The sequence below is a fragment of the Staphylococcus sp. NWU MKU2 genome, assembly GCF_033283605.1.
Taxonomy (GTDB): domain Bacteria; phylum Bacillota; class Bacilli; order Staphylococcales; family Staphylococcaceae; genus Staphylococcus; species Staphylococcus haemolyticus.
Genome location: NZ_JAVSMH010000004.1, coordinates 142,403 through 163,149, shown reverse-complemented (window position 1 = coordinate 163,149; position 20,747 = coordinate 142,403). Strand labels below are relative to the sequence as shown.

15 protein-coding genes, 1 pseudogene and 1 other annotated feature are annotated in these 20,747 nt (G+C 35.6%); of the genes and pseudogenes, 8 read left to right on the top strand and 8 right to left on the bottom strand.

Translation table 11 applies throughout. From position 1 onward, the window contains the following. Positions 1–132 precede the first annotated feature (132 nt). Positions 133–963, bottom strand: coding sequence for a ParB/RepB/Spo0J family partition protein (locus SBL15_RS08225; RefSeq protein ID WP_317955717.1), 831 nt, complete (start codon positions 961–963; stop codon positions 133–135). 332 nt (positions 964–1,295) lie between these two features. After that, positions 1,296–1,703, top strand: a binding site (T-box leader). A 71-nt stretch (positions 1,704–1,774) separates the two neighbouring features. On the opposite strand from SBL15_RS08225, the gene SBL15_RS08220 reads away from it, so the two are divergent. The 5 genes from SBL15_RS08220 (at position 1,775) to SBL15_RS08200 (ending at position 9,097) form a co-directional block, all read left to right on the top strand. Beyond that, a complete protein-coding gene (locus tag SBL15_RS08220; RefSeq protein ID WP_107611907.1) occupies positions 1,775–2,878 on the top strand; it encodes a PLP-dependent transferase in 1,104 nt (367 codons plus the stop codon). Next, positions 2,875–4,050, top strand: coding sequence for a cystathionine beta-lyase MetC (gene metC, locus SBL15_RS08215; RefSeq protein WP_317955716.1), 1,176 nt, complete (start codon positions 2,875–2,877; stop codon positions 4,048–4,050). Before SBL15_RS08220 ends, metC begins: the two co-directional genes overlap by 4 nt. Beyond that, complete coding sequence (locus tag SBL15_RS08210; RefSeq protein ID WP_317955714.1) at positions 4,004–5,842, top strand: bifunctional homocysteine S-methyltransferase/methylenetetrahydrofolate reductase; 1,839 nt, start codon at positions 4,004–4,006, stop codon at positions 5,840–5,842. Before metC ends, SBL15_RS08210 begins: the two co-directional genes overlap by 47 nt. Then, a complete protein-coding gene (gene metE, locus SBL15_RS08205; protein ID WP_107611910.1) occupies positions 5,839–8,088 on the top strand; it encodes a 5-methyltetrahydropteroyltriglutamate--homocysteine S-methyltransferase in 2,250 nt (749 codons plus the stop codon). The genes SBL15_RS08210 and metE overlap by 4 nt, the downstream gene beginning before the upstream one ends. A gap of 265 nt (positions 8,089–8,353) precedes the next feature. Next, positions 8,354–9,097: a cyclase family protein gene (locus SBL15_RS08200; RefSeq protein ID WP_107613207.1), complete on the top strand. Its 744-nt coding sequence runs from the start codon at positions 8,354–8,356 to the stop codon at positions 9,095–9,097. 115 nt (positions 9,098–9,212) lie between these two features. Here the strand turns inward: SBL15_RS08200 and SBL15_RS08195 are convergent, their stop codons facing one another. Continuing rightward, entirely contained in the window at positions 9,213–9,986 is a 774-nt protein-coding gene (locus SBL15_RS08195; RefSeq protein WP_107611912.1) for an inositol monophosphatase family protein, read from the bottom strand. Positions 9,987–10,358: 372 nt separating this feature from the next. On the opposite strand from SBL15_RS08195, the gene abc-f reads away from it, so the two are divergent. The 3 genes and pseudogenes from abc-f to SBL15_RS08180 all read left to right on the top strand — a co-directional run bounded on the left by abc-f (position 10,359) and on the right by SBL15_RS08180 (position 13,074). Continuing rightward, the gene (abc-f, locus tag SBL15_RS08190) at positions 10,359–11,978 is read left to right on the top strand and encodes a ribosomal protection-like ABC-F family protein (RefSeq protein WP_107614057.1); all 1,620 of its coding nucleotides are present in this window, start codon (positions 10,359–10,361) and stop codon (positions 11,976–11,978) included. Between the two features lie 206 nt (positions 11,979–12,184). After that, positions 12,185–12,648 (top strand): annotated as a pseudogene (locus tag SBL15_RS08185) (DinB family protein). 39 nt (positions 12,649–12,687) lie between these two features. After that, the gene (locus SBL15_RS08180) at positions 12,688–13,074 is read left to right on the top strand and encodes a VOC family protein (RefSeq protein ID WP_104948244.1); all 387 of its coding nucleotides are present in this window, start codon (positions 12,688–12,690) and stop codon (positions 13,072–13,074) included. 80 nt (positions 13,075–13,154) lie between these two features. On the opposite strand, the gene uidA is transcribed toward SBL15_RS08180, so the two are convergent. From uidA to SBL15_RS08150, 6 genes are read right to left on the bottom strand one after another with little or no spacing between them, the layout of a single operon-like run. Then, on the bottom strand, positions 13,155–14,960 hold the full coding sequence (uidA, locus tag SBL15_RS08175; protein WP_107636057.1) for a beta-glucuronidase: 1,806 nt from the start codon (positions 14,958–14,960) through the stop codon (positions 13,155–13,157). Positions 14,961–14,977: 17 nt separating this feature from the next. After that, complete coding sequence (locus SBL15_RS08170) at positions 14,978–15,820, bottom strand: SDR family oxidoreductase (RefSeq protein ID WP_053016890.1); 843 nt, start codon at positions 15,818–15,820, stop codon at positions 14,978–14,980. A 19-nt stretch (positions 15,821–15,839) separates the two neighbouring features. Further along, entirely contained in the window at positions 15,840–16,886 is a 1,047-nt protein-coding gene (uxuA, locus tag SBL15_RS08165) for a mannonate dehydratase (RefSeq protein ID WP_107611916.1), read from the bottom strand. Positions 16,887–16,898: 12 nt separating this feature from the next. Beyond that, positions 16,899–18,302 carry a glucuronate isomerase gene (gene uxaC, locus SBL15_RS08160; RefSeq protein ID WP_107613203.1) on the bottom strand — a complete coding sequence of 468 codons (1,404 nt, stop codon included), beginning with the start codon at positions 18,300–18,302 and terminating at the stop codon, positions 16,899–16,901. 15 nt (positions 18,303–18,317) lie between these two features. Then, a complete protein-coding gene (locus SBL15_RS08155) occupies positions 18,318–19,721 on the bottom strand; it encodes a glycoside-pentoside-hexuronide (GPH):cation symporter (protein ID WP_107613202.1) in 1,404 nt (467 codons plus the stop codon). Between the two features lie 15 nt (positions 19,722–19,736). Next, positions 19,737–20,747: a sugar kinase gene (locus tag SBL15_RS08150; protein ID WP_107611919.1), complete on the bottom strand. Its 1,011-nt coding sequence runs from the start codon at positions 20,745–20,747 to the stop codon at positions 19,737–19,739.

Below are 20,747 nucleotides of genomic sequence, written 5' to 3'. Positions count from 1 at the left end.
TCATTTATTGCGCAATATGTATCCGTCTTAAGCTTTATTTTATTACTTATTTCCTTGGCAAAGCCTAAGATGTAACACATCTTAACTCACTCTTTCATAGAGTATCACTCTATCAATACGATTGATTACGTATCATACTTCGTCATTGAGTTTTTGAATGAGTCGTTTAAATTCTTCTTCTGTTTTAAATTCAAATGTTATTTTACCTATATTCTTGCTAGTTGAAATGTCTACTTTAGACCCAAACTTTTCTTTTAGTCGACGTTCTTGCTTTTGAATAAATTTAGGTTTTATTTGCGTTGTTGCTTTGCTTTTTTTAGACTGCCCACCGTCTTGTAATTCATTTACAACCTGTTCAAGATATCTAACACTCCAATTTTCACGTATGGCTTGTTGACTTATCTTTTTCATCATAGTGACATCTTTAATGCCTAACAACGTGCGTCCATGTGCACTAGATAACGCACCTTCTTTGACTTGATTCGAAATATCTTTGGGTAAATTTAGCAATCTTAGCATATTTGCGATATATGGTCGTGATTTGCCTAGTCGTTCCGCTACTTTTTGTTGTGTTAATCCTAAATCATTCATGAGGCGCTGGTAACTTTCAGCTTCTTCAATGGCATTGAGATCTTCTCGTTGTAAATTCTCGATAATTGCTAATTCCATCATGTCAGAATCGGACAATTCTTTAATAATGGCAGGTATCTCGTTTAACCCTGCTAATTGAGATGCTCTAAATCGTCTTTCGCCAACTACTATATAGTAGCCCTGTACAGTCTGGCGCAATACAATGGGCTGTAATACACCATGAGTTTGTATTGACGTTGCTAAATCACTTAATCTATCATCGTCAAATGTTTTACGAGGTTGATATGGATTGGCTTTAATTTTAGAAAGATCAATTTTTTGAATTTGTTCATTTTGACTTATCACCAATCGCTCATCTTGCTTTTGACCCACTATTTTCACCTCTCTAAGCCATTATTGGTATCATATTTGAAGCATTATCTAAGAACTAGTCTTTTACAATCACAACAAACTTACTTTTACACTATAAATTCAATGGCGCGCATTTTTTAGTACTTATTTATTTTAAAAAATATAGAATAGGTTTAACAAGTAGATTAGACAAATGAAATGAAAAAATTAAATTTTTTTATATACAATTATCACTATGCTATCAATACTTAAAGCGTTTTCTGAATTACCTTTATAATCTTAATTTTCAGAAAAGTTATTGACAAATGTAATTTAGGTCTGTAAGCTATGAATTAACTTAAAAAAAACACAAATTACACACTGCAATAAGGAAAGTAGAACTTACACTGCTAATACAGAGAGTCTCCAAAGCTGAGAAGAGACATTGAAAGAAAGTTTGAAAATGGCCTTTGAGTGTTGATGCCAATATGAGGTGTCAACGGGTTCGCCCGTTATAGCGATACAGTATTAACATTTATTGTTTAATGGCGTACTGGAATTCTAGACGTCGCTAATCATCGTTAATACTCATTTACTTATAATCAAGTTAAATGAGTTTTTTAATGTGTCCCCTTCATTCGACTAAAGTGTCACATAACGATTAAATTAGCGTCCACTATCTCAGTACACTTTTATTCACAAAATGGCGTACTGTTTGAGGTTACTTTAGCAATAAAGTAATAAATAAAGGTGGTACCGCGAAACAGGCTTTCGTCCTTTACATCCGATGCATATCGGGTTTAAAGGACGGAAGCTTTTTTTATTGGATAAAAAATTGAATGGAGGATTTGACATGAAAGATACTCATTTAGCACAAATATCATTAACTAAAGATATTACTGGCGCAATAGCCAATCCTATCTATTTGTCTACTGCATATCAACATCCTCACCTTGGTCAGACAACAGGCTATGATTATACAAGAACAAAGAATCCAACACGTTCTGCATTTGAAGAATCCTTTGCGAAATTAGAAGGAGGCATTGCTTCATTTGCCACTTCAAGTGGCATGGCTGCAGTACAACTCATATGTAACTTGTTTCAACCAGGTGATGAAATATTAGTCGCTTTCGACTTATATGGTGGTACATTTAGATTATTTGACTTTTATGAAAAACAATATGGTATCAAATTTAAATATGTTGATTTCCTGAATTATGAAGAAGTTGTTAACGCTATTACGCCCAATACAAAGGCACTTTTCATAGAACCTATTTCGAATCCACAAATGATCGAAATTGACGTTGAACCTTATTACATCTTAAGTCAACAGCATAATCTACTAACAATTATCGACAACACGTTTTTAACACCTTATTTATCCACGCCTTTAGAAGACGGTGCAGACATTGTACTCCATTCAGCAACTAAATATATTGGCGGTCACAATGATGTATTGGCTGGGGTTGTAACTGTTAAAGATGAATCATTAGCTGAGCAACTTGGGCAATTGCATAACATGATTGGAGCAACATTGTCTCCTATCGATAGTTATTTATTACAACGTGGCTTAAAAACATTACATTTACGTATTGAACGGTCAGAGGCAAACGCTAAGAAGTTAGCCGAGCGATGTAAAGTTTCTAGTGCTATAGACGAAGTGCTATACAGTGGTAAAACGGGCATGCTGAGTTTACGTCTAAATAAAGACTTTAGCGTTGCTGAATTTTTAGAAAATTTAGAAATCTGCATCTTCGCAGAAAGTCTAGGTGGAACAGAAACATTCATTACTTTCCCATACACACAAACGCATGTCGATATGCCGGATGAAGAAAAAGATAAACGTGGCATAGATGAACACCTTATACGCTTATCCATTGGTGTTGAAGATTATAACGACATTGAGTCAGATATTTTACGAGCATTGGAGAATTCTAAAGTAGGAGTGATTTCATGAGCTTATCAAAAGAAACCGAAGTTATTTTTGATGAACACAGAGGTGTAGATTACGATTCAGCTAACCCACCACTTTATGACTCTTCAACATTTCATCAAAAAGTGCTTGGTGACAATGCAAAATTTGATTATGCCAGAAGTGGCAATCCAAACCGCCAACTTCTTGAAGAGAAATTAGCGAAACTTGAAGGAGGACAATATGCATTTGCGTACGCCTCAGGTATCGCAGCAATTTCAGCGGTATTACTAACATTAAAAGCAAATGATCACGTCATTCTTCCTGATGATGTATACGGTGGCACATTCAGACTTACAGAACAAATTTTAAATCGCTTTGATATTCAATTTACGACTGTTAATGCTACACAACCTGAAGAAATTGAGCGTGCGATTCAGCCGAATACCAAACTCATCTACGTAGAAACACCATCCAATCCTTGTTTCAAAATTACAGATATACGTGCAGTAGCAGCGATTGCTAAACGTCATCACTTACTTTTAGCAGTAGATAACACATTTATGACACCGTTGGGTCAATCACCACTTGCACTTGGCGCTGATATTGTGGTTCATTCAGCTACTAAATTTTTAGGTGGCCACAGCGATATTATCGCAGGCGCTGCCATTACAAATCGTAAAGACGTCGCTGATGCATTATATCTTTTACAGAATGGTACGGGCACTGCATTGTCAGCGCATGATAGTTGGACATTAGCCAAACACTTAAAAACATTACCTGTACGGTTTAAACAATCAACATCAAATGCGGAGAAACTTGTAGCTTTTTTAAAAGAAAGAGAAGAAATTGCCGAAGTATATTATCCAGGAAACAGTTCATTACACTTATCACAAGCAAATAGCGGCGGTGCCGTGATTGGATTCCGATTAAAAGATGAAACGAAAGCACAACACTTTGTAGATGCTTTAACTTTACCCCTAGTTTCAGTAAGTCTTGGGGGTGTAGAAACGATATTATCTCATCCAGCCACAATGTCACATGCTGCTGTTCCTGAAGATGTTCGAAATGAACGTGGCATTACCTTTGGCTTATTCCGATTAAGCGTAGGTCTAGAACAACCTCAAGAATTAATTGCTGACCTCAACTACGCATTAAAGGAGGCTTTCAATGAGTCGATTATTGAATCAATTACAGAACAACGTTTTAGTAGCTGACGGTGCAATGGGAACAATTCTCTATTCAGAGGGTTTAGATACATGTCCAGAAGCTTATAACTTAACACACCCAGAAAAAGTAGAGTCTATACATCGTTCTTATATAGAGGCCGGGGCCGATATTATCCAGACCAACACGTATGGTGCTAACTTTGAAAAGCTTAGACGCTTTGGCTTGGAACATAAAGTAAAGGACATTCATAAGGCAGCTGTAGCCATCGCAAAACGTGCCGCACGACCTGATACTTTCATACTTGGCACAGTAGGTGGTTTCAGAAGTTTACAGCAAGAGGAATTGCCTTTGTCCACCATTCAGTATCACGCTGAAAATCAAATCGATACACTCGTTGAAGAAGGTGTTGATGGGTTATTATTCGAAACTTACTACGACTTAGAAGAACTGACAAATATTGTTACAACAACACGTCGAAAGTACGATATCCCTATCATCGCGCAATTGACCGCTTCAAATACGAATTACTTAGTCGATGGCACTGAAATCAATAAAGCTTTACAACAACTAGTTGCCTGTGGCGCCAATGTTGTTGGATTAAATTGCCATCACGGTCCACACCACATGCAACGCTCATTTTCACATATTGAGTTACCAGAAACGGCTTACTTATCATGCTATCCAAACGCAAGTTTACTGGATATTGAGAATAGCGAATTTAAGTATAGCGATAATGCACAATATTTCGGAGATGTCGCACAAGAACTTATTAATGAGGGTGTGAGATTAATTGGAGGATGTTGTGGCACAACACCACAACACATTGCATATATCAAATCATCTGTAAAAGATTTAAAGCCTGTTAAAAATAAAAACATCATTCCGATCAATCGTCAGACAAATCGAGCAGTCACACATACGTATAAACATAATTTAACAACAAAAGTTAAAAACGGACCAACAGTTATTGTCGAACTCGATACACCTAAACATTTAGATACAGATCTCTTCTTTGAGAATATTGGCAAACTTGACGAAGCGAACATTGATGCTGTTACCCTCGCTGACAATTCACTTGCTACTGTTCGTGTTAGCAATATCGCTGCAGCGAGCATCATACGCCAACGTTATAACATTGATCCCCTCGTGCATATTACATGTCGAGATCGTAATTTGATTGGCTTGCAATCACACTTACTTGGCTTATCACTTATTGGCGTTAATGAAATTTTAGCGATTACAGGTGACCCTTCAAAAGTAGGCCACCTACCCGGTGCCACGAATGTCTACGACGTAAATTCAAAAGGATTAACCGAATTAGCATTAAGTTTCAATCAAGGTATTAACACGGATGGTGATGCGCTGAAGAAACATACAAACTTCAACATCGCTGGTGCATTTGACCCTAATGTACGCAAACTTGACGGTGCAGTAAAACGCCTTGAGAAAAAAGTAGCTGCCGGTATGAATTACTTCATTACACAACCTGTGTATAGCAAAGAAAAAATTAAAGAAGTATATGAGGCGACGAAACACCTTAACGTCCCTCTATTTATAGGTATCATGCCTATTGCAAGCTATAACAATGCACTTTTCCTACATAACGAAGTGCCTGGTATTAAAATGTCTGAAGACGTATTAAGCCAATTTAAAGCAGTAAAAGATGATAAAGAAAAAACAAAAGCATTAAGTTTGAGACTTTCTAAAGAATTGATTGATACAGTGCATGAGTATTTCAATGGTTTATACATTATCACACCATTCCAACGTATCGATTATTCATTAGAACTCGCAGCATATTCTAAAGCAATTACCCAAAACAAGGAGGCAATATCATGACAACAATTACAACTTCAAATTTAGGATTCCCAAGATTAGGTAGAAAAAGAGAATGGAAAAAAGCCATCGAGAGCTATTGGGCTAAAAAAATCGATAAAACAGAATTGGATCAAAAGTTAAGTGACCTACATAGAGAAAATTTACTATTACAAAAAAATTATAATTTAGACAGTGTACCTGTCGGCGACTTCTCATTGTATGATCATATTCTCGATACATCATTATTATTCAACATCATCCCTGAACGTTTCCAAGGTCGCGAAGTTAACGATGATTTATTATTCGATATTGCACGCGGTAATAAAGAACATGTCGCGAGTGCACTCATTAAATGGTTCAACACGAATTACCACTATATTGTTCCTGAATGGGATAATGTTGAACCTAAAGTGAACCACAACATTTTATTAAATCGCTTTAACTATGCGAAATCTCTTAACGTTAACGCTCACCCTGTGATTGTAGGTCCTATTACGTTTGTAAAATTATCTAAAGGTGGACATCAATCATTCGAAGAGAAAGTTCAAACACTATTACCTTTATATAAAGAAGTGCTTCAATCATTAATTGACGCTGGTGCAGCCTATATCCAAGTTGATGAACCAGTATTAGTTACTGATGAAAGCGAAGCTTATGAAGCTATTACTAGAGAAGCTTATGACTACTTTGATAAAGCAGGTTTAGCTGACAAATTAGTCATTCAAACTTACTTCGAACGTGCCAATGTTAAATTCTTAAGTTCATTACCAGTTGGTGGTTTAGGATTAGACTTTGTACACGACAACGGTTATAACTTAAAACAAATTGAATCAGGTGACTTCGATTCATCTAAAACATTATATGCAGGTATTATTGATGGCCGTAACGTGTGGGCTGCAGATATCGAAGCTAAGAAAAAATTAATCGAAACGTTACAAGGACACGCAAAACATATCGTTATCCAACCTTCATCATCTTTATTACACGTTCCAGTATCATTAGATGATGAAACTTTAGAGCAATCAGTCGAAGAAGGTTTAAGTTTCGCCACTGAAAAGTTAGATGAATTAGACGCGCTACGTCGACTATTTAACCAGAACGATAGCGCAAAATATGACAAATTGAAAGCACGTTATGAACGTTTCCAAAGTCAATCATTCAAAAATCTAGAATACGACTTCGATAGTGTACCAACAAGTCGTAAGTCACCTTTCCCTGAGCGTAAAAAAGCACAAGACGCACGCTTACACTTACCTGACTTACCAACAACTACAATCGGTTCATTCCCTCAAACACAAGAAGTACGTAAATATCGTGCCGATTGGAAAAACAAACGTATCTCAGATGAAGCCTATAATAACTTCTTAGAAAGTGAAATTGCACGTTGGATTAAAATTCAAGAAGATATCGGTTTAGATGTATTAGTGCATGGTGAATTCGAACGTAATGATATGGTTGAATTCTTTGGAGAAAAACTTCAAGGTTTCTTAGTAACAAAATTTGGATGGGTACAATCATATGGTTCACGCGCAGTTAAACCACCAGTAATTTACGGAGATGTAAAATGGACTGAACCACTAACAGTCAAAGAAACTGTATATGCGCAAAGTTTAACTGAAAAACCAGTTAAAGGTATGCTAACTGGCCCTGTAACTATCTTAAACTGGTCATTCGAACGCGTAGATGTACCACGTAAAGTCGTTCAAGACCAAATCGCTTTAGCCATTGACGAAGAAGTATTAGCGCTAGAAGAAGCGGGTATAAAAGTAATCCAAGTAGATGAACCAGCTTTACGTGAAGGTTTACCATTACGTTCTGAATACCATGAACAATATCTTGCAGATGCAGTAAATTCATTCAAATTAGCAACATCTTCAGTACAAGATGAAACGCAAATTCATACGCATATGTGTTATTCTCAATTTGGTCAAATCATCCATGCTATCCATGAATTAGATGCTGATGTTATCTCAATTGAAACATCACGTAGCCATGGTGATTTAATCAAAGACTTTGAAGATATTAACTACGATTTAGGTATTGGCTTAGGTGTTTATGATATTCATAGTCCACGTATCCCTACAGAAGATGAAATCGCTACAGCGATTGATCGTTCTTTACAACAAATTGACCGTTCACTATTCTGGGTTAACCCAGACTGTGGCTTAAAAACACGTAAAGAAGATGAAGTAAAAGACGCTCTAACTGTACTTGTAAATACAGTTCGTAAAAAACGTGAATCAAATAATCAAAATAAACCCGCGTAGGGAGGGAGCTGTACAGAAATCACTTGTGATTTCGTCGTACAGCCCCGGCACAGATGACTAGAACTGAAGCAAGCTTTTCCTAAAGCGATGAGTCAGTTCAGTCAGCCACTGCCTCATTTTATTGAACTATTGTGACTTTGAATACTTGGTCGGCCCCGGCACAGATGACTAGAACTGAAGCGAGCTTTTCCAAAGCGATGGGCCAGTTCAGTCAGCCACTGCCAAAATCAACATAGAATAACAATTACAATTGGAGGTGTTGTATATGCCAAACTATCCATTATGGGATCAACTAAATCAACTGAAAGAAGCTGAATGGGTTGATTTAACACATACCTTTGACCCTGAAATACCTCGATTTAGTGAATTTGAAAAAGGTGAAGTTTCCACTCTTTTCACAGTCAAAGAGCACGGCTTTTACGTGCAACGTTGGAATATCGTCACTCAATATGGTACACACATCGATGCACCTATTCACTTTGTAGAGAATAAACGTTACTTAGAAGAGCTAGACTTAAAAGAGTTAGTATTACCCCTTATCGTTTTAGACTTTTCAAAAGAAGTTGCAGAAAATGCTGATTTTATCGTCACACGTGACCATTTAGAGCAATGGGAAGCTAAAAACGGACGTATTGAAGAAGGCACGTTTGTAGCATTACGTACTGACTGGTCGAAACGTTGGCCAGACATTGAACAATTTGAAAATAAAGATTCTGATGGTAATCAACATTTACCGGGTTGGGGATTAGACGCCTTGAAGTTCTTAATCGAAGAACGTGGCGTAAAATCAATTGGCCACGAAACATTCGACACAGATGCGTCGGTAGATACTGCTAAAAATGGTGACATTGTTGGAGAACGTTACATTCTTGGACAAGATACGTTCCAGCTTGAATTGTTAACGAATTTAGACCAATTGCCAACGCGTGGTGCAGTCATTTACGCGATTAGTCCGAAACCGAAAGACGCACCTGGGTTCCCAGTACGTGCATTTGCGATTAAACCTTAAATAATGACACTTGAAGGCTTGATAACGAGCGATCAAAGCCAAACCTTTCCTAATATTATATAAAATCCTGTCACATCTCCCATTACATTCTAGTATCAGGATGTGGCAGGATATTTTATTGATACGTTTTTATAATATTAATGATGTCTTCGTGAATATCCGGATGCGCGATAATCGCACCTTTAACATGATTTAAATCGATAGAGTTGCCTTGAATATCTGTTACAACTAACCCTAACTCTTTCGCATATAATATTTGTGCACTCATATCCCACAGGTTTGCTCCCATATCAATACTTGCTCCGAAATCCCCTGTAATTGTTCGCAACGCACCAATGCCACCAGCACCAATAAATCGAAAGCCATGCGCATGTGAAATCAACGCTTTTAGTAATTCGGAACTCGCACGTTTCGGATCAATAGAAATCAACGCATCTTTGAGGTGATGATACATGTCTACATGAAGTGGCACGCCATTAATCGATACACCTTGACCCTTTACAGCTTTATATAACTTCTGTTGATAAAATTCATATGTATAAGCTAATAATGGCTCTCCATTGTAGAATAAACTTACTATTAAACAATAATCTTTATGTTGTTTAACAAGATTCGTTGTACCATCAATGGGATCTATCGCCCAAGCATAGCCACGATACATATCAATCTCATGATTGCTTTTTTCTTCACCCATAATCTGATGTTCTGGATAATTTTCTTCGATAAACTTAGTGAAATCAGCTTGAACTTCTTTGTCGATATTCGTCACTAAATCCAAATCATGCTTTTTTGTTTCAACCGCCACATCATTCAACATCATATCAACCTTACGTGCAATCTGTGCTATCCATGCTTCAATACGATGATCAATATCTTGAATTGAGTACACGCCCTTCTCACCTCTCAATTTTAAAAAACTTATCTGATTGGCATTCTCCACTATCTATATGTCAGAAAGTCTATACTACCGCAATTTGAACACTTTAATCATACATAACAATATTAAGTAAGTAAAATGACTTTATTTGAGTTCCGCTTTATGAAATCAGTTGTTTAATGTAAAATGACTATAACTTGTATTTTAGGAGGTGTCGAAATGTTTCTTATAGCATTTTGTTGCAGATTTCTACAAATCATTCGCAACAAATTTTCGATTGTAATTTCAAAATTGGTGGAGTATGTCTTTTTTGAAGTTATTAATCGCTCTATAAGGAACGGACACTAACATTCCCTTCCTTATAGGTAATATGGAGGAAGGAAATTGAATATATTAAATGCTACGGATGTTACTAAAAAGTTTCTTGACGAAACATTATTCGACAATGTTAAGCTAACCCTCAATTCTGGTGACACTATTGGCTTAGTCGGTCGAAATGGTGAAGGAAAAACAACATTATTAAGACTTCTATGTGGGTCAGAATCTCCCACGACAGGTATTATAAGCTGGAAAAAAAATATAAAAATTGGTTATTTAGATCAAATTCCTAATCATGCTGATAATGAAAGAGTTTATACTTGTTTAAAATCAGTATTCGGCGAATTAAACATCATCTCTGAGCAACTTAAATTATTAGAAGAAAAAATGAGTATGGATGTGAATGATATAGATGAATTAATGCTTCGCTATGGGAATTTGCAGTCATATTATGAGGAACATGGCGGCTATGAAATAGATGCTAAAATACGTAGAGTAGCCAGTGGCTTAAATATAACGCATTTACTTGAATCACAGTGGAAAGATTTATCTGGTGGAGAACGAACAAAAGTAGGTATCGCTCAGATATTAATTAAGCCGACAGATTTATTACTCTTAGACGAACCAACGAATCATCTTGATTTCAAATCTATTGAATGGTTAACCAATTATATAAAAAATTATCACGGCGCTACAGTAGTTGTCTCACACGATCGCTATTTTTTAGATGAAACAGTAAATCAAATTATAGAAATCGATCAAAAAAATCTATATCCATATAATGGCAACTACTCATATTTTGTAGAAGAGCGTGAAAAAAGATTATTAATTGAATTCGAAGCATATAAAACACAGCAAAAGAAAATTAAAAAAATGAAAGCGTCTATAAAACAATTAAGAATGTGGGCCAGCCAATCTAACCCTCCCAATGCTGGCATGTATCGTCGAGCTAAAAGCATGGAAAAATCATTAAATCGCATCAAACGTTTGGATAAACCAATTCTCAACTCAAAAAATATGAAGATGGAATTAGAAGATGCTACACGCGTTTCTAACAGAGTCATAGAGATGGAAGATGTCACTAAAACGTATAATAAGTTATTATTTGAAAATGTGAATATGTTGGTTAGAAGAGGCGAGCATATAGCTATAATTGGAGATAATGGTACTGGAAAATCTACCTTATTGAAAATTATTTTAGGAGTCGTTTCAATTGATAACGGTACTATTAAAACGGCAAACAACTTAAAAATAGGTTATCTTTCACAACATGAATTTGAGAATGATGCTGATAACAACACCGTATTAAATAAGTTTCGTGAAGAGGTAAATGTGTCAGAGGCGGAAGCCCGACATATTTTAGCTGACTTTATGTTTTATGGGAAAGATGTTTTTAAAAAAGTTGGTGATCTAAGTGGTGGCGAAAAAATAAGACTGAGATGGGCTCAAATTGTACACACTGATTATAACTTACTCATTTTGGATGAACCCACTAATCATTTAGATATAGAAGCAAAAGAAATCATTGAAGACGCACTATTAAATTATGAAGGTTCAATTATTACGGTTTCACATGACATCTATTTTCTCAATAAATTATTTAACACTACTTATTTATTAAAAAACAAATCTTTAAAGAAATTCGAAGGTAATTATAACTATATTAAAGAAAAAGAATATTTATAAATAACTCATCATTCATACGATTAAAGGGATAGTTGATAATCAGCTATCTTTTTTCCTATATTTTAAAACTTTGCATATCAAATCCATGAAACCAATATGCGCTATTCGCTAAATAAAACTAGCACTTTAATCGTAATGCTTATAACTCCTATTTAACGGGTAAACGCTTAATAGTCAATTCTTTAAACATGTGGGAGGAAACGCAAATGAGTACTAAAACAGTCTATGATGTGATTGATACTGGTGTGAACTACTTACTATCTGTTTATGATAGTTGGAACGTTGAGAAAGTATTAGATAAAGAGAATGATGTTTTTCCAAATACTTTACATTGGCAATTTGGACATGTTTTAACTATTTTCGATTCTGCTTTATCAATGGGTGGTCAAAATGTCGTTGATATTGAAACGTATACTAAATTATTTGGTTACGGTTCTAGTCCTGCAAACTGGGAGGGACAAGACATACCATCAATTGAATCGATTAGGGAGGACTTAAAACAATTCCAGATCGTGCTCGTCAACTTACTGATGAACAACTATCACAGGAACTTGAACAACCGATTGCTGGCTGCAAAACACTTAACGAATTATTAGTGTTAAATGCCATTCACGTCCCATTACATGCAGGTAAAATTGAAGAAATGGCTCGTGTGCTTAAACAGGCCTAGTAATCCAAGTTTCATAATAAATACTTTGAGGGGATAAATATGAATATTATTGCGAATAGTATCTTTGTAGATAATCAAGAAGAAGCTTTACAATTTTATACAGACATTTTAGGTTTTGAAAAGAAAATAGATGAACCTGTAGGCGAAGGATTTAGATGGCTTACTTTAGTATCTCCGAATCAACCAGATGGTGCTCAATTGGTCTTAGAACCAAATGGCAACCCTATTGCAGGCGACTATCAACAACGTCTATTCGAAGCTAACATACCTATTACGATGTTCGGCGTAGAAAATGTACAACAAACCTATGATGCATTGACGCAAAAAGGCGTTCACTTTACCGTTGAACCGACTACAATGGGTAGTGCTAAAATGGCCATTTTCAACGATACTTGCGGTAATTTAATTCAAATAGTAGAACAATAAAGAATTAGACCTCATAAGATGAAATTAACGTTCATCTTATGAGGTCTATTTTAATGAAATACGCCACTCTTACTTTCTATCTATGATTTATAGTTGAAATTAGGGATATTATGCCAGCGTTCTTTAAAATAATGTGCAATAGCTTTAGGTTTACGATCACGAGTGAAGATACCTTTCTTATTACCTTGAACTCGGATAATGCCATTTGACGTTTCAAAATCTGCGAAATTCCATGTTTGTTCGCCAATAAATTGTGGGTATTTATCGACTATTTCATGATTCGCTTTATAATAATTCAATTGATATTCTTCCGTAAACATTTGGTCATCAATCGCATGCATTCCAGCTACGGTATCTGCACCATACTCTGTAAACATGATAGGTTTATTCGGTTGTCGTTCAGACCATTGTGCTAATTCTTTATCTAATGCTTTTTTCGCACCTTCTAAATCTGCAGATTGAGTGTACCAACCGTAATAACGATTTAAGCATAGCACATCAACTAAGTCTTGAACTTCACATACATCCGGTTGGGAAGTAAGAATTGTGACAATAGTCACTGGTCGTTTCTGTGGATCCTTACTTCTAGCTAATTCTACTAATGGTTTAAAATAAGCTTTCGCGCCTTTTTCATTAGAAGCAGGTTCATTAGCAATTGACCACATAACGACACATGCATAGTTCTTATCTCTTTCAATCAAACCTTCTATGACTTCTGTATGGGCTTGATGCGTATCAATCTCTTTCCAAGTATCGTGCTCTAACTGACCACCTAAAGCGACCATAAAGTTAAGATGTACACCTACTGCTGTCGTTTCATCAATCACAACGATACCTTGTTCATCTGCGAGTCGCATCATTTCTTCTGAGTATGGATAATGCGATGTTCTGAAAGAATTGGCGCCAATCCATTTCATCAAATTGATATCCATCACATTAGCTGCTTCATTTAAACCGCGGCCATTATAAAATGTATCTTCATGTTTACCGAAACCTTTGAAATAAAATGGCTTATTATTAATAAGGAATTGACCATTTTTTACTTCTACAGAGCGAATACCAAATCGTTCTGTGTACACATCAATAATCTCACCATCATTTAATAATTCAACTTTCATATGATAAAGATACGCATTAAGCGGTTGCCATAAATGAGGATTATCAATAGACATTGCACCTTCAAATTCATCATGCTTCGTAACCACTTGTCCTTCTTCATCTATAATCGTTACCCTAACTTGATTAATATTAGAACTACCTTCGTGTACAGCTACTTTATAATTGACGACACTTTCTCCACTCGTTTTAACCTCCGGATTAATAACGATATCTTCAACATAACTATGTGGAGTTGTATATATTTTTACGGGACGATGAATGCCTGCGTAATTAAAAAAGTCGAAGTTAGGTTCATTGACTGGTGTAACGGTGCCGTCTTCAGCAACGTGTTCACTATAATTGCCTACTGGTAATGTGCTATGTGTCAGTACGTTGTTAACCTTTACAGTTAATCGATGACTTCCAATAGTAGCAATTTCAGTGATATTAACTTCAAATGGTAGGAAACCACCTGAATGTGTCACGATTTCCTTACCATCCAAGTAAACCGTAGCATGATGCGTGACTGAACCGAATCTTAATACAATTCTTTCACCATCAAGATGCTTTGGAATCATAATTTCTCTTTCATAGTAGACGTCACCAACATGTTGTCGAATACTTTGAATGACACCTTGATCATTATAAGAACCAGGTACAGCCATAACATCATCTGTATCTAACGCTTTACTTACGTCTACGTCTTCTTTATACCCTACTAATTTAAATTTCCATATACCAGACAAATCGAATAGTTGTCTTGTTTCTGTATTAATTGGATATAGCAACTTTATCCCTCCTATATTTACACACCTGAATATGCGTTGAATCCACCATCAACTGGTAATACTACGCCATTAACAAAGCTTGAAGCCTCTTTGCTAACTAGGAATAGTAGTGCACCTACTAATTCTTCCGGCTTTCCAAAACGTTCCATTGGTGTAGCATTAATAATTTTTTTAGAGCGATCTGTATAACTGCCATCTTCATTCAACAGCAATGCTTCGTTTTGCTTAGTTAGTAAAAAGCCAGGCGCTATCGCATTCACTCGAATATTTGTTTTAGAGAAGTACACACTTAACCACTGTGTGAAATTACTAATTGCTGCTTTTGCACCACTATAGGCTGGAATTTTTGTAAGTGGTGTAAATGCATTCATTGATGAAATGTTAATAATAGTTGCGTCTTCTTTATCTAACATGTCAGTTGCGAAGACTTGTGATGGAATAAATGTACCTAGGAAATTAAGATCCATTACGAATCCAACGCTTTCTTCATCTAAGTTGAAGAATGTTTGTTTATCTTGATCTAAATTACCCTCAAAGTGTTCGTCATCTGTAGTGCCTTTAGGTGCATTACCCCCTGCACCATTAATCAAAATATCGACACTACCGAACGTATCATTAACTTCCTGTTTAATTCGTTTCATGTCTTCTTTATTCGTCACATCACCTAGAAATACGCGAGATTCGCCACCTAATTCTTTAATTGCTTCAACTAAGCCACTCGCGTCTTCTCTAAGACCAACCATCGCAACTTTAGCGCCACTTTGTGCTAAGGCAGTAGACATTGCACTACCAATGACACCCGTTCCACCTGTAATGACTACGACTTTATCTTTTAAATCAATATCGAATGGTAATTTCATAAGTTCATTTCTCCTTTATTTATTTGTTGTTTTTACTAACCGCTTCGTATAAACCATTTAAATATGTTGCTCCTAATGCACGATCATACAACCCATATCCTGATTTACCTGTCTCGCCCCAAATCATACGTCCATGGTCAGGTCTAATCGGTCCATGATAGTCGAAGCTGTGCAATGCTTTAACGACTTCGTACATGTCGATTGAGCCCTTTTCAGAAAGGTGTGCAGATTCTTGGAAAGATTTATCACCTATCAACTTAACATTACGGGCATGTACAAAGTTGACGCGATCTTTCTCACCGAAATAACGTAACATGTCGACAAAGTCATTTCGTCGGTCGGCACCGAGTGAACCAGAGCACATTGTTAAACCATTGTATTTAGAGTCATATAAGTTAATGAAGCGCTCTAAATTCTCTTTATTAGTGATGATACGTGGTAAGCCAAAGATATTCCATGGTGGATCATCCGGATGTATAGCCATCAGAACATCTTCCTCTTCAGCAACCGGTATTACTTTTTGTATGAAGTAGTTTAAGTTTTCCCACAATGTTTCTTCATCTACTTCTTTGTAATCTTCAAATAATTGATTTAAATCTTCTTTCGTATAACTTGAATCCCAACCTGGTAATGATAATTCACCACTTAATGGATTCATTTTTTCGACGTCATTTTCATCATAGATTAAGCAAGTAGAGCCATCATCTAAGCGGTAGTCTAATTGTGAACGCGTCCAATCAAATACTGGCATGAAGTTGTAACACACAATTTTAATACCTGCTTGCCCTAAATTACGAAGTGTTTCACAATAATTTTCAATATATTTATCTCGTGTTGGTTTACCTAATTTAATATCTTCATGTACAGGTACACTCTCAATGACTGATAATTCCATACCTGCATCTTCAATTTCTTGTTTTAAATCTTTAATTTTATCTAATGGCCAAACGTCACCAACCGGCACATCATAAATTGCACTTACAATACCTTTCATTCCAGGTATTTGCTTAATATATTCCAAACTGATTGGATCATCTTTGCCGTACCATCTAAATGTCATTTTCATTGTTTTACCCCCCTATATTAATTTGAAGTAGTTATAAGCGTTGTTATAGCAAATATTTTCAATCATGCGTTTTAATAGTTTGTCATCATTAGGGATCTCACCTTTTTCAACTAAGTCCCCAATGAATGAAGATAATATACGTCTAAAGTAATCATGTCTTGAATATGAAATGAAACTTCTTGAATCTGTTAACATACCAACGAAATGCATTAGTAATCCTTGATCAGCTAATGATGACATTTGTCTTAACATACCTCTCTTAGTATCATTGAACCACCAACCGGCACCATGTTGCACTTTACTTTTAATGCCTGGTTCAGTTTGGAAATTCGCAATCGTTGACCCCACGATGTCATTATAAATTGGATTTAAATTATACAGAATCGTCTTAGGTAAGTGACTTTCTTGTTCCATCATGTCTAGTGTTGCGTTTAAATGATAAGCGAGATTCTCTTGGTCTCTAATTGAATCGAAACCAGCATCTTTGCCGACTTTTTCAAACATTTTAGAATTGTTATTTCGAATTGCGCCAAAGTGGATTTGCATAACCCAACCATGTTGATGATAAGCCTTACTTAATTCATTTAACATGTAGCTTTGGAACTGGAATTGTTCATATGATGAAATGCCTGAATGATTTAGGGCTTTAGTGAAAATGTCTTGGATGTCTTTGTCAGTATAATCTTCAAAGTGAATTTCTTCTAAACCATGATCGGCTAATCGACCACCTTTATCATGGAAATATTGAATACGTTTATATAATGCCTCCACGAAGTCTGAAGGTGATGTAATTTTATGCGTAAGCTTTTCTAATTTTTCTAGTAAATCTGAAAAGGCTTGGTCTCCAATTTTGAATACATCATCTGGTCTAAATGCAGGAAGTACCGTTGTATGAAAACCATCCTGTGCTTTAATTTCATCATGATAGTTTAGATCATCAGTTGGATTATCTGTAGTACAAATTAAGTTGACATTTGAATCAGTAATCAATGATTGCGTTGTTACTTTATGTTGTTTTAAATAATCATTAGCACGATGATAAATTTCTTCAGCGTTATCACTTGTGAGTAAATCTTCAATGTTAAAGTACATTTTCAACTCAAGTTGTGACCAGTGATATAAAGGGTTACCCACTGAATTTTCTAATGTTTCAGCCCATTTTTTAAATTTATCAAGTGGTGCAGCATCTCCAGTAATGTAGCGTTCTTCAATACCTTGTGCACGCATCGCACGCCATTTGTAATGATCCCCACTAAGCCATAACTCTGTAATATCTTCACATTTTACATTTTCGCTAATTTGCTTAGGATCTAAGTGACAATGGTAGTCATAAATTGGCATATCTTTGGCGAAATCATGATATAGATGTTTACCTGTTTCATTATTCAACATAAAATTCTCATTTATAAAAGCCATACATTAATCGCTCCTTTAAATTTCTTCTCTCAATGCAAGTTCTTTAACAATTTGTTTATGTCGTTTATCTGTAAGTGGGTACCATATGAAGAAGATAATAAATGCGATGGTACACGCCACGGCTGGTACTGCAAAGAATAGGACTTTAAGACCAAAGATTGTGCCAGCTGATTGATCCACATTAGGTTGATAACCGATAAAAGTTAAGGCTAATCCAGGTACGAATCCTGCAAGTGCTTGTGATACTTTTCTAGTAAAGCTATAACTTGAATATGTGATTCCTTCTGAACGTAATCTAAATTTCCATTGTCCATATTCCACAACGTCTGCAATGAATGCCCATACAACTGTGTTAGGAATGACTAAGAAGAATTGTGCTATCGTATTCATGACTAAGAACATTACATAGTTTTCTCCAAAGAATAAGAAGTTTAAAACTTCGAATATCACAAATCCCGCAATTCCTATAAGTGCTGTATATTTTTTGCCTAGTTTTTTACTAATAAATGTCGTTGCAAATAACGCTGGTAATAAGACGATAAAGTTCAGTGTACTAACTAATCCAACAAGATTCGGTTTATCTAACACATATTTGAAATAATAAAGTTGTGTTGATTGCACTAAGAACATAGACATAATTGTTAATAAAGTGAAGATAGCTAAGACTGCAAAGGCTTCATTTTTCACTAAATTAAAGAATGCTTTTTTATTCACACCTTTTTCTTTTGGACGTTCGATAACGTGACGTTCTTTAACACCTTTGTAGCAAATCAAATGGAATATCACACCGAAGATTGCTAACAAACCAACAACTACCGGATAACCGATTGCATGATTATCAAATTTTGATACTAATGGTACAACGGCAATACCCGCAATAAACAAAGCACTTTGTGAGCCTAAGTTTCTAAATACAGATAATTGTGTTCTATCATCAGCATTCATAGTCATTGCAGCTGATAATGAACCATACGGAATATTAACGACAGAATATGCTGCGTTAAACATTAAATATGTGGCGAAAGCCCAAATGACTTTACCAGTATCACTAAAATTGGGCGCGGTAAATGATAATACCGTTAATATTGCTAGTGGAACCGTGCCATATAAAATAAATGGTCTAAATTTACCTTTAGGACCAATATTCGTTCTTGAATCCACGATAGTACCTACACCTGTATCAACAAACGCATCAAAGATTTTAGCGACTAAAAATACAAGACCACCGTAGAAGGCTGAGATGCCTAAAATGTCTGTGAAGAACATCATTAAGTAAATTTGTCCCATATCAAACATCATGCCGTTACCTAAATCCCCAAAACCATAAGATAACTTTTCTTTAAACCCTAACGTTGATTTTTGAATATTATTGAGACTTTGTACTTTTTGTTTCTCTCTTGTTTCAACTGTATCTCCCATAATACTGCCTTCTTTCTATCTATTGATGTCTTTATTACTTTCAATAGACGTATTTATTTTTTCAATATTGGCATAACTATAATCACCAATGACGTTGTGCTTATAAATCATGTTATTGATCCCAAATTGAACAGTATCTTCTAAATGCCATTGCTTCATAATTCCATAAATGATACCGACACTAAATGCATCTCCTGTACCCAATCTATCAAGAATATCGACATCGACTTTTTCAGTTTGTGCGAGTTGATTTGGTGTAGATAGAAATCCTTGTAAGCGGTTTCTTTTATGGTTAAAAATTTTTCTCTGTGTAAATGCAATATAACTAATGTCGTATGTTTGATGTATTTTTGCTAAAAATGGTTTAATTTCTTCAATATCTGCGACTCGATCTAAGCCATCTTTCTCATCATTACCTGAACCATCTGGTAGTGATAACGGTTCATAGCCAAAGATTAGATCCACATCATATAACAGTTCAGACATTTTTCTTCTAGCAGTTTGAAAATCCCATAACGCATCTCTAAAGTTCAAATCACAACTTACAAATAAGTCTAATTCTTTAGCTTTTTTGACTGCTTTTTTCAAAAATGTGAACAGTTCATCATTCAATGCTGCGGTAATACCGGTGATATGGAACCACTCATGATGTTTTAATAATTGTTCTATCTGATAATCTTCGTTATTAAATTGACTAAATACACTCATGTTTCTATCGTAAATAAGACGATTTGATCTTTGTGCATAACCACTTTCAGTAAAATAAAGACCTAATCTACCACTAGCCTTTTTAATATGATCAGCATTCACGTTATAGCGTCTTATATTTTGTACGATACTTTCGCCTAGGTCATTATTAGGTAATGCAGTTATCATTGTGGTGTTAATACCTAATCCTGATAAACCTATAGCAACATTCATCTCTGCACCGCCATAATGCACATCAAAAGCTTGTGATTGTTCAAAGGTTTGATGATGAGGTGTGCTTAAGCGCATTAATATCTCGCCAAAAGTAATGAATGACAT